The organism is Clostridium psychrophilum, assembly GCF_018861705.1.
Lineage (GTDB): Bacteria > Bacillota > Clostridia > Clostridiales > Clostridiaceae > Clostridium_AD > Clostridium_AD psychrophilum.
Window position 1 is genome coordinate 1 of the sequence record NZ_JAHLEC010000124.1, and the last position, 9,036, is coordinate 9,036.

Sequence of the window (9,036 nt, forward strand, 5' to 3'; positions counted from 1 at the left end):
TTGCATGTGTTAGGCACGCCGCCAGCGTTCGTCCTGAGCCAGGATCAAACTCTCAATTTAAAAGTTTACACTTTTTATTTGAAATGATTAATCTGCGACAACTGTTAAGTTGTACGCGAGCTCATTACAATACTTTTAGTCTTATGACTAAATTTTACTTTATACTAAAGTAATTAACTGGTTAAAACAAAATATTATTTCATTTCTTTACCTATTCTCTGTTTAATTTTCAAAGACCAACTTATCCATCATCTTATGATGACTTTTACTATTATAATTCTTTTTTTCTTCATTGTCAACATATTTAAAAACTTTAGATAATGAATTTTAACTTTATCGCTATACAGTTAGAATTAATTTAAAACTATATGTTTCGACGACAATTAATATAATATCATATGTACAAAAATTCATTTATTTTTTATTATTCATGTTGTCAATTTAGTTCCATAATCATGCCTTTTTCTCCCTTATATTCTGTTTTTCTCATAGTGATACGCTTGGAACATTTTTACTCTACCGAATACTCTAGTAAATTATCATATTTCTTACTACATCATTTGAATTTATGCTAGATAAAACAAAAACTCCGGTAAAATGTTTCTTACCAAAGTTCTTGTTGTATAACCTAGAATTATGTTTCTATTATAATGCCATTACTATTTCCTTATATTTATTTCCTCTTACCTCAAAATTTTCAAACATATCAAAACTTGCACATGCTGGTGATAACGTAACTATATCCCCCGCTTTAGCAACTGCTTTGGCTTTAAGAATTGCTTCACTAAACGTCTCTGCAATTATAATTTCTAAAGAAATTTTCTTTTCTTTTAATATTCGTTCAAAAACCTCTCTAATTTTATATTTAGTGTCGCCTACAAGTATTAATGTTTCTATATTGGAATATGCTTCTTGCGCTAATGGTTCAAATGGTATTTTTTTGTCATATCCCCCTGCTATTAAAATAACTGGTTTTTTAAACGCTTTAAGACTTGCTATTGTGCGAGTTGGAGTAGACGCTATTGAATCATTATAATACTTAACTCCATCAACTTCACGAACAAATTCGCCTCTATGAGGTACCCCAATAAAAGTCGTAGCAACCTTTCTCATGCTTTCAATAGATGCGTCATCTTGAGTTGCACAAAAAGCAGTTAATAAATTTTGAACATTATGCATTCCATTTAATTTAATTTCGTCAATATTACATACTACCTTATTCATACTAAATAAATTATCGTTTTGAAAATATGCGCCCTTTTCTAACTTCTCTTTTATACTAAAGTACTTAACTTTGCCCTTAACCTCATTTCTTAAATTATATGTCAATGTATTATCCTTATTAAGTACTATAAGATCACTAGAGCTCTGATATTTAAATATATTCTTCTTTGCATTTATATACTCTTCCATGTTTTTATGAATATCTAGATGATTTGGGCTTAAATTTGTTATTATTGCTATATCGGTTGAAACATTCATAGTCATAAGCTGAAAGCTTGATAACTCTAATACCACCTTATCTTCTTTAGTTATCTCTTCAATATTTGCAAACAAAGGAATTCCTATGTTTCCTCCAATCCAAGTCTTATATCCTTCTGTTTTTAATATATTATATATTATTGTAGTTGTAGTTGTTTTACCATCACTACCAGTCACGCCATAAGTTTTTGCGGGACAATATTTTATGAACTCTTCCATTTCAGATGTTATATATGTTCCTTCTTGTTTTGCTTTCAAAAAAGCAGGATTATCTATTCTTATAGATGGTGTTTTAAATATAATGTCAAACCCAGTTAAGTCATTTAAGTAATCATCACCTAAGACTAACCTTACACCAACGTTTTCAAAATCAGTTGCTACCTTGCCAAGTATATCGTAAGTCTTTTTATCAAAAGCTGTAACAACAGCCTGTAATTTCACTAGAAAATGTATTAAAGGAATGTTACTAACTCCTATACCTACAACTCCAACTTTTTTCCCTTTTATAAACTCTTTAAATTCACTAAAATTTTTTCCCATACAGACCTCCATATAATCTTCATATATTTCATATTACCTTTAACTACATTATAACACTTAACTGATTACCTTCGTAGTTGAGTATTTTCCTTGAAAAATTCTATTTTTTTATATAGGATTCTTATAAAAAAAATAGTGTATAATATAAATATAGATTATAAATGCTACATTTTATACCATACTTTATCCACTAATCTAAATTTTATAATTTAAAATTGTATTTTTTCATCTATAAACTTTTCAAGTTCATCTATTTTTACTCTTATTTGACCCATAGTATCTCTATCCCTTATTGTTACTGCACTATCTTCCAAAGTATCAAAATCTACAGTTATACAGTATGGTGTTCCTATTTCATCTTCTCTTCTATATCTCTTACCTATACTTCCAGCTTCATCATAATCAACATTAAATTTTTTACTTAACATATCATAAACTTTGCGAGCATTTTCTGATAATTTTTTACTGAGTGGTAAAACAGCTGCCTTAAATGGTGCAAGCGCTGGATGTAAATGAAGCACTGTTCTGCAATCTCCATTCTCAAGTTCCTCTTCATCATATGCATTAACTAAGAATGCAAGAACGACTCTATCAGCACCCAATGAAGGTTCAATACAGTACGGTACATATTTTTCACTAGTAATAGGATCCATATAACTAAGATCTTGACCTGAATGTTCCATATGTTTCTTTAAATCATAATCAGTTCTATCAGCAACTCCCCATAGTTCTCCCCATCCAAAAGGAAACAAAAATTCTATATCACAAGTAGCATTACTATAAAATGATAATTCCTCGGCCTCATGGTCTCTAAATCTTAAATTTTCCTTCTCCATTCCCAAATCATATAAGAAACTAGCACAATGTTCTTTCCAATAAGCAAACCATTCTAAATCCGTACCTGGCTTGCAGAAAAATTCTAATTCCATTTGCTCAAATTCTCTTGTTCTAAATATAAAATTTCCTGGTGTTATTTCATTTCTAAAAGCCTTTCCTATCTGACCTATACCAAATGGAATCTTTTTTCTTGATGCCCTTTGAACGTTTTTAAAATTAACAAAGATTCCTTGGGCTGTTTCTGGTCTTAAATATATATCTGATTTTCCATCTTCAGTTATTCCCATAGATGTTTTAAACATTAAATTGAATTTTCTAATGTCGGTAAAATTGTTTTTTCCACATTTAGGACACACTATTTTGTGTTTTTCCATATAATCTTTGAGCTCTTCATTTGTCCATCCATCTGCAGTAGCTACCTCTGCACCAAGTTTTGTCATATGATCTTCTACTAATTTATCTGCTCTAAATCTTGCCTTACAATCCTTGCAATCCATTAATGGGTCTGAAAACCCTCCAACATGACCTGTCGCAACCCATACTTCTGGGTTCATTAGTATAGCGCAATCAACTCCTACATTATATGGACTTTCTTGAATAAATCTTTTCCACCAAGCTTTCTTCACATTATTTTTAAATTCAACTCCTAAAGGACCATAATCCCACGCATTAGCAAGCCCACCATATATATCAGATCCTGGAAATACGAATCCCCTAGTCTTACATAAAGTAACAATCTTTTCCATGCTTTTTTTATCTACCATTTTAATACCTCCTAAATTTTAAATACAAAAAAAGGACTGTACCCTAAGGGACGAAAATTATTTCCGCGGTTCCACCCTTATTGGCACATGCCCTACTCTAAATTCTATACACTCAAAAGTTCCTTTCATAATAATACTTTGGTTGTTTACACTAGCCACAACCTCTCTTATAAAATATTATTACTACTTTTCTTTATCATCATGAAATATTTTATTAATTTTATATTATTATAAACATATTGTATTTAGTTTTTATACCCATAATATATTTATAAATCAATTCACAATTATAATAGTTTTATAATAAAAATGGCTCCGCGAAAAGGATTTGAACCTTCAACCTATCGGTTAACAGCCGAGCGCTCCACCGTTGAGCTATCGCGGAATATTATCATTTTTAACTATAAAGACATTATAACATATATAATTAGAAATTCAATGATTTTCTTTATGTATTTATAATTAGTTAATGTTAACTAAAAAACAAATTCATTATTTAACATAAACTAATTAAATATTAGCATGATAAAAGAATATTTTAGATTACTAAAATATTCTTTTAAAATAATTTTTTTATTGCTGAATTGGTTTCATTGTAGGAAATAGTATAACATCTCTTATTGAATACGCATCAGTTAGGAACATTACTAATCTATCAATTCCTATACCAAGTCCTCCTGTTGGAGGCATTCCTGTTTCTAATGCGCTCATAAATTCTTCATCAATTAAATAAGCCTCGTCATCACCTAGTTCTCTTTCTTTTTCTTGTTGCATAAATCTTTCTCTTTGAACCACTGGATCATTTAACTCTGAATATGCATTGCAAATCTCACGTCCAAATATAAAACCTTCAAATCTCTCTGTAAATTCTGGATTTCCCCTCTTCTTTTTAGTAAGCGGTGATATTTCTACAGGGTAATCACATAAAAATGTTGGTTGAATTAATTTTTCTTCCACATATACTTCAAATAATTCATTTAAAATATCTGCCTTTGTACAATCTTTTAATTCTTTTTTAAATTCTAAATGTTTTTCTTTAGCTATAACCCTAGCTTCTTCATTAGTAGCTATTTGTGTAAAGTCCACACCAGAATACTGTTTTACTGCATCTACCATAGTAATTCTTCTCCATGGTGGTGTAAAATCTATTTCAGTTCCTTGATAATTTACTTTCGTAGTTCCATTAATTTTTTCACAAACATAAGCTATCATATTTTCAGTAATCGCCATCATATCATTATAATCTGCAAAAGCTTCATATAGTTCTATGCATGTAAACTCTGGATTATGTCTTATATCAGTGCCTTCATTTCTAAAGTTTTTACCCATGTCATAAACTTTTTCAAAACCAGCAACAATAAGTCTTTTTAAATATAACTCTGTAGCAATTCTAAGATACATATCCATGTCTAATGCATTATGGTGAGTCACAAAAGGTCTTGCTGCAGCTCCTCCTGCTATTGGTGATAGTATTGGAGTTTCAACTTCTAAAAAGCCTTTATCATCTAAAAATTGTCTAATAGCCTTTATTATTCCTATTCTCTTTAAAAAAGTTTCTTTAACTTGTGGGTTCGAGATTATATCTACTTCTCTTTGTCTATACCTTAAGTCAGGATCTTTTAATCCATGCCATTTTTCTGGAAGTGGTTTTAGGGATTTTGCTATTAGTTTAAAATCAACTATATGTAGTGTTATCTCGCCTGTTTGTGTAACAAATGTTGTACCACTGACACTCAAAAGATCTCCTATGTCAAAACTTTTATATTCTTTTAATTTTTCTTCGCCTACTGCATCTATTTTTATGTATAGTTGAATTCTTCCATATCTATCTTGTAAATCAGAAAAACCAGCCTTACCATGAACTCTTTTAGACATAAGTCTCCCTGCTACAATAACCTGAGTTCCTTCTAATTTTTCATAATTGTCCTTAACCTCTTGAGATGTATGAGTTCTCTCAACTTTGTACACGTCAAAAGGATCTTTACCCTCTTCTTTTAAAGCGGCTAATTTTCGTCGTCTTATGGTTACCTGCTCATTATATTTAGATTCAAGTTCATGTAAAGATTTTTCTCCACTTTTCTCTTCGTTCTTTTTTTGATTTGACATTAGTATTCCTCCTAATTTCTTCTTTAACAAAAACAATTACAAATTATTTAACTTTCATATTGCTTATGTGTGTATATTTTTTAGGGTACTTAACAAGTATACTCGTTAAATACCCTACTTCTCTATAAAAATCGAATAATATTTAAACAACTAACCTCGTCGTACCTCTAGTACTTCATATTTGCTAATACCCTCAGGGACACTAACTTCTAAAATTACTCCCACTTTTTTCCCAACTAGTGCACTTCCAACTGGGGATTCATTTGATATTTTATTTACCATTGGATCTGCTTCCGCTGAACCCACTATATAAAATTCAACTTCTTCGTCAAATTGAAAATCCTTAACCTTTACTATTGCGCCAATACTTACTACATCCTTTTCAATATCATCTTCATCTACAACACTTGCATTTCTAAGCCTATTTTCTAATTGTATTATTCTGCCCTCCACAAATGCTTGTTCATTTTTGGCATCATCATACTCTGAATTTTCACTTAAATCACCATAACCAAGTGCTACCTTTATTTTTTCTGTTATATCTTTTCTTTTAGCAGTCTTAAGAAACTCTAATTCTTCTTCTAATTTTGTAATCCCTTCGTAAGTCATTACATATTTTTTTGGCTTGCTCATTTAATTCTCCCCTTTAAATTTTATTGAAGTACGTCAATCAAACTCAGGAATTAACTCTATAATAGCAATACGATAGCATAAAATGCCCCACTACAATAATGCTTTTACAAAATTATAGAAAATCCACGTAACTTATATAATTAGAGACTATTAGTTCAAATTATTATATCTAAAATTTATTATTATAATAACAATCCATGTATAACTATTTAGCCATTATAAATCAGGCCGTTAATATTGTCAATATATAAGTAATAATTAAACTGGCCTGATTTTTTCAGAATTATGTCACTATGTTCAAACCATTTTTAATATTTTTTAGGTTACGTTTATTAGTATGCTTAAATTATCTTAAATTATAATTCATTATAAAAAGTGTTTATATTTACACATAAAATCGACTTCATTCAAACTCCTATAGATTAATATACTATTATCCTATTCAACATCATTTATATAAATTCATCTTTTAATTCTAAAATTATATTTATATATTAGTTATATATTCTTTGTAATCTAAAAGCACTTGCCTTACCTCATCATAATCTTTAATAGTATTAATTTTGTTTTTAATTTCAGAACAATTATTTAGGCCTTTAATGTACCACGCTGTGTGCTTTCTCATTTCTCTAACAGCTTTAATCTCTTCATAATATTTTACAGCCAAATCTAGATGCCTTATGCACATATCTATTTTTTCCATAGGCGTAGGATATATAACCTCTTCCCCATTTATTGCCTGGGCAATTTCCCTAAATATCCACGGATTACCCATAGCCCCTCTCGCAATCATAATAGCATCACAATTAGTGATTTTCTTTATGTTCAGAGCATCATCTACAGAAAATACATCACCATTTCCTATCACTGGAACCTTAACATTTTCTTTTACTTGCCTTATTATATCCCAATCAGCCTTGCCCTCATACATTTGTTCACGAGTCCTACCGTGGACCGTAATAGCATCTACACCTGCGTCTTCCATATATTTAGCAAATTCTACCGCATTAACACTGCTTGAATCGAATGCTTTTCTGAATTTTACTGTTACAGGCTTTATAGAAACTTTTTTCATTTCCCTTATTATCTGAGCTGCGAGTTTAGGTGTTTTCATCAAAGCTGAACCCTCACCATTTTTTACTATTTTATGTACAGGACATCCCATATTTATATCAACCATACATATATCGTCCCTTGCATTAAATATTTCACAGGCACTTGCCATAATTTTAGGATCATTCCCAAATACCTGAATAGCTATAGGTTTCTCTAGGCTTGATATTTTCATGAGATCTTCTGTATTACTACTACCATAATATAACCCTTTAGCACTTACCATCTCAGAATACACAAGACCACAACCCAATTCTTTGCATAACCCTCTGAAAACAATGTCAGTAATTCCTGCCATAGGAGCTAAAAAAATATTGTTCTTAAAATTAATATTTGATATTTTCATTAAATCATCTCCTGTGAAACTGCAATATCAAAGACTTAAGAAGAAAATTTATACTTATACTTATAAAATTGATAAACTTTCCTTCTGAAATATCATTAACACACCTAATATCTATTCTTCTCATAAATCAATCGAAGTCCTTCTAATGTTAAATTAGGATGAAACTCATCAATAGAAGATGAATCATCGGCTATTAAATTTGAAAGTCCTCCTGTTGATACAACATAAGGTTCCTCTTCTCCTATACTAATCATTTCACTTTTCATCTTATTAACAATATAATCTACTTGGCCAATATACCCATATATTATTCCAGCTTGCATACTTGTAATAGTATTTTTTCCTATAATTTTATCAGGTTTTATAAGTTCAACCCTTGGTAATTTTGCTGCTCTCTCAAATAGTGCTTCTGATGCCACTTTAATACCAGGACATATGACTCCTCCTAAGTAATCAGCATCTTTGCTTATAGCACAAAATGTTGTAGCTGTTCCAAAATCTATCAAAATTAATGATCTTTTATAGATTTCATGAGCCGCAACAGCATTAACAATTCTATCTGCACCAACTTCTTTAGGATTATCATATTTTATATTAATCCCAGTCTTTACTCCTGCCCCTACAACCATTGGTACCAAATTAAAATATTTTCTTATCATATGTTCTAATGAATACATAATATTTGGAACAACTGACGAAATTATTACGCCTCTAATCTCTTCTATCTTTAAGTGTGTCTGATAAAACAATTGCATTACCTGAATGCCATATTCATCAGCAGTTTTTTTTGCATCAGTAGATATTCTCCACTCTACAAGTAACTTTTTCCCCTTAAAAACTCCTAAAACAGTATTAGTATTTCCTACATCTAAAACTAAAATCACTTTATCCACCGCCTATATAATATAAAACAGCTTCAAGCTGCCTTATGTTTTTATCATACAAAAGCACAAAATTAATATGTTGAATATTATAAATATTCATTTTAAGTATTCCTAATTTATCAATTTAATTCTAACAACTTGACCATATTTGTCAAGCTAAATATTTTTTAAACCTTTTTATGATGACCTGTTGTAAAATGAAGTTGAACCAATAAGAAACCCATAGTGGATTAATTCTGTGTTATGCTTTAATCGCCTAAACTAAAACACACAGGAGGATAATCACTATGGAATACCCAAATAATAACACAGAATCACGTAAAAATAAACA

At 30.1% G+C, this 9,036-nt stretch carries 6 protein-coding genes, 1 tRNA gene, 1 rRNA gene and 1 other annotated feature; all 8 genes read right to left on the bottom strand.

Going from position 1 to position 9,036, the window contains the following annotated elements; genetic code table 11:
• Positions 1 to 60, bottom strand: a 16S ribosomal RNA gene (locus KPL38_RS16720); the annotation flags it as partial.
• Between the two features lie 585 nt (positions 61 to 645).
• The gene (murD, locus tag KPL38_RS16725) at positions 646 to 2,022 is read right to left on the bottom strand and encodes a UDP-N-acetylmuramoyl-L-alanine--D-glutamate ligase (protein ID WP_216290280.1); all 1,377 of its coding nucleotides are present in this window, start codon (positions 2,020 to 2,022) and stop codon (positions 646 to 648) included.
• Between the two features lie 209 nt (positions 2,023 to 2,231).
• Positions 2,232 to 3,623 carry a glycine--tRNA ligase gene (locus KPL38_RS16730; RefSeq protein WP_216290281.1) on the bottom strand — a complete coding sequence of 464 codons (1,392 nt, stop codon included), beginning with the start codon at positions 3,621 to 3,623 and terminating at the stop codon, positions 2,232 to 2,234.
• A 43-nt stretch (positions 3,624 to 3,666) separates the two neighbouring features.
• Positions 3,667 to 3,832, bottom strand: a binding site (T-box leader).
• Positions 3,833 to 3,933: 101 nt separating this feature from the next.
• A tRNA-Asn gene (locus KPL38_RS16735) sits at positions 3,934 to 4,008 on the bottom strand.
• A 188-nt stretch (positions 4,009 to 4,196) separates the two neighbouring features.
• Positions 4,197 to 5,729: a lysine--tRNA ligase gene (gene lysS, locus KPL38_RS16740; protein WP_216290282.1), complete on the bottom strand. Its 1,533-nt coding sequence runs from the start codon at positions 5,727 to 5,729 to the stop codon at positions 4,197 to 4,199.
• A 150-nt stretch (positions 5,730 to 5,879) separates the two neighbouring features.
• Positions 5,880 to 6,362 carry a transcription elongation factor GreA gene (greA, locus tag KPL38_RS16745; protein ID WP_216290283.1) on the bottom strand — a complete coding sequence of 161 codons (483 nt, stop codon included), beginning with the start codon at positions 6,360 to 6,362 and terminating at the stop codon, positions 5,880 to 5,882.
• A gap of 487 nt (positions 6,363 to 6,849) precedes the next feature.
• Positions 6,850 to 7,821, bottom strand: a complete 972-nt coding sequence (dusB, locus tag KPL38_RS16750) for a tRNA dihydrouridine synthase DusB (RefSeq protein WP_216290284.1) — start codon at positions 7,819 to 7,821, stop codon at positions 6,850 to 6,852.
• A gap of 104 nt (positions 7,822 to 7,925) precedes the next feature.
• A complete protein-coding gene (locus tag KPL38_RS16755; RefSeq protein ID WP_216290285.1) occupies positions 7,926 to 8,705 on the bottom strand; it encodes a type III pantothenate kinase in 780 nt (259 codons plus the stop codon).
• Positions 8,706 to 9,036: the final 331 nt, after the last annotated feature.

What these genes read in the sequence shown, in the direction of transcription:
- greA (WP_216290283.1), bottom strand. Translation starts at nt 6,362, where the DNA reads ATGAGCAAGCCAAAAAAATATGTAATGACTTACGAAGGGATTACAAAA.
- dusB (WP_216290284.1), bottom strand. Translation starts at nt 7,821, where the DNA reads ATGAAAATATCAAATATTAATTTTAAGAACAATATTTTTTTAGCTCCT.
- murD (WP_216290280.1), bottom strand. Translation starts at nt 2,022, where the DNA reads ATGGGAAAAAATTTTAGTGAATTTAAAGAGTTTATAAAAGGGAAAAAA.
- KPL38_RS16730 (WP_216290281.1), bottom strand. Translation starts at nt 3,623, where the DNA reads ATGGTAGATAAAAAAAGCATGGAAAAGATTGTTACTTTATGTAAGACT.
- lysS (WP_216290282.1), bottom strand. Translation starts at nt 5,729, where the DNA reads ATGTCAAATCAAAAAAAGAACGAAGAGAAAAGTGGAGAAAAATCTTTA.